This window comes from Enterobacter sp. HMSC16D10, assembly GCF_001807145.1.
GTDB lineage: Bacteria > Pseudomonadota > Gammaproteobacteria > Enterobacterales > Enterobacteriaceae > Enterobacter > Enterobacter roggenkampii.
On sequence record NZ_KV787902.1, the window covers coordinates 102,259 to 103,377 of the forward strand.

1 protein-coding gene is annotated in these 1,119 nt (G+C 64.8%); it reads left to right on the forward strand.

Annotated features, from left to right (window positions below):
- Nucleotides 1–1,119, forward strand: a 1,119-nt coding sequence (locus HMPREF3143_RS26370) for an Ig-like domain-containing protein (RefSeq protein ID WP_254668445.1), incomplete at both ends; no start/stop codon positions are given.

The following is a 1,119-nucleotide window of genomic DNA, read 5'->3' on the forward strand; positions in this document are numbered from 1 at the left end:
CGCGGACGGCAGCTGGACGCTGAACGTTCCGGCGGCCGATCTGGCAGGATTAACCGACGGCAGCGTCACCGTGACCGCATCGGTCAGCGACAAGGCGGGTAACCCGGCGTCCGTGGACCACAACCTGACGGTGGATGTGACCGTTCCTGCGGTCACTATCAACACCATCGCGGGTGACGATGTGATTAACGTGGCTGAACACAGTCAGGCACACGTTATCAGCGGCACCGCCACCGGCGCGGCCGCGGGCGATAAGGTGACCGTCACCATCGGCGGCCAGACGTACACCACCGTGCTGGACGCGGCGGGGAACTGGAGCGTGGGCGTCCCGGCGAGCGTGATTTCCGGCCTCAGCGACGGCACCGTGACCGTCACGGCGTCCGTCACCGACGCGGCGGGCAACACCGGCACCGGCAGCCATAACGTGACCGTCGATACCGGTCTGCCATCGGTCAGCTTCAACGCCATCAGCGACGATAACGTGCTGAACGCGGTGGAAAAAGGTCAGGATCTGCGCGTGAGCGGCACCAGCGCCAACCTGGCGGAAGGCACCGTGGTGACCGTGACCCTGAACGGCAAAAACTACACGGCGACGACGGCGGCAGACGGCACCTGGAGCCTGACGGTTCCGGCAGCAGATCTGGCGGGTCTGGGCGAAGCGAATTACACCCTGAATGCGACCGCCACCAACGGCGTGGGCAACAGCGTGAGCAACACCGCGAACCTGCTGGTGGACACCGCGCTGCCAACGGTCACCATCAACACCGTGGCGGGCGATAACGTCATCAACGCGGCGGAAGTGGCCGCGGGCCAGACCCTCAGCGGCAAGGTCGCGAACGCGGAGGCGGGCAATACCGTCACTGTGACCATTGGCGGCAACACCTACACCGCAACAGTGCAGAGCGATCTGACCTGGTCCGTGAACGTGCCGGAATCCGTCCTGACGGCGCTGGGCAACGGCGACCTGACGGTGTCTGCGACTGTGACCAACGGCCACGGCAACACGGGAACGGGCGAGCGTGAAATCGTTATAGACGCCAGCCTGCCGGGCCTGCGCGTCGATACGGTAGCGGGCGACGATGTGATCAACAGCATCGAACATACTCAAAACCTGATCGT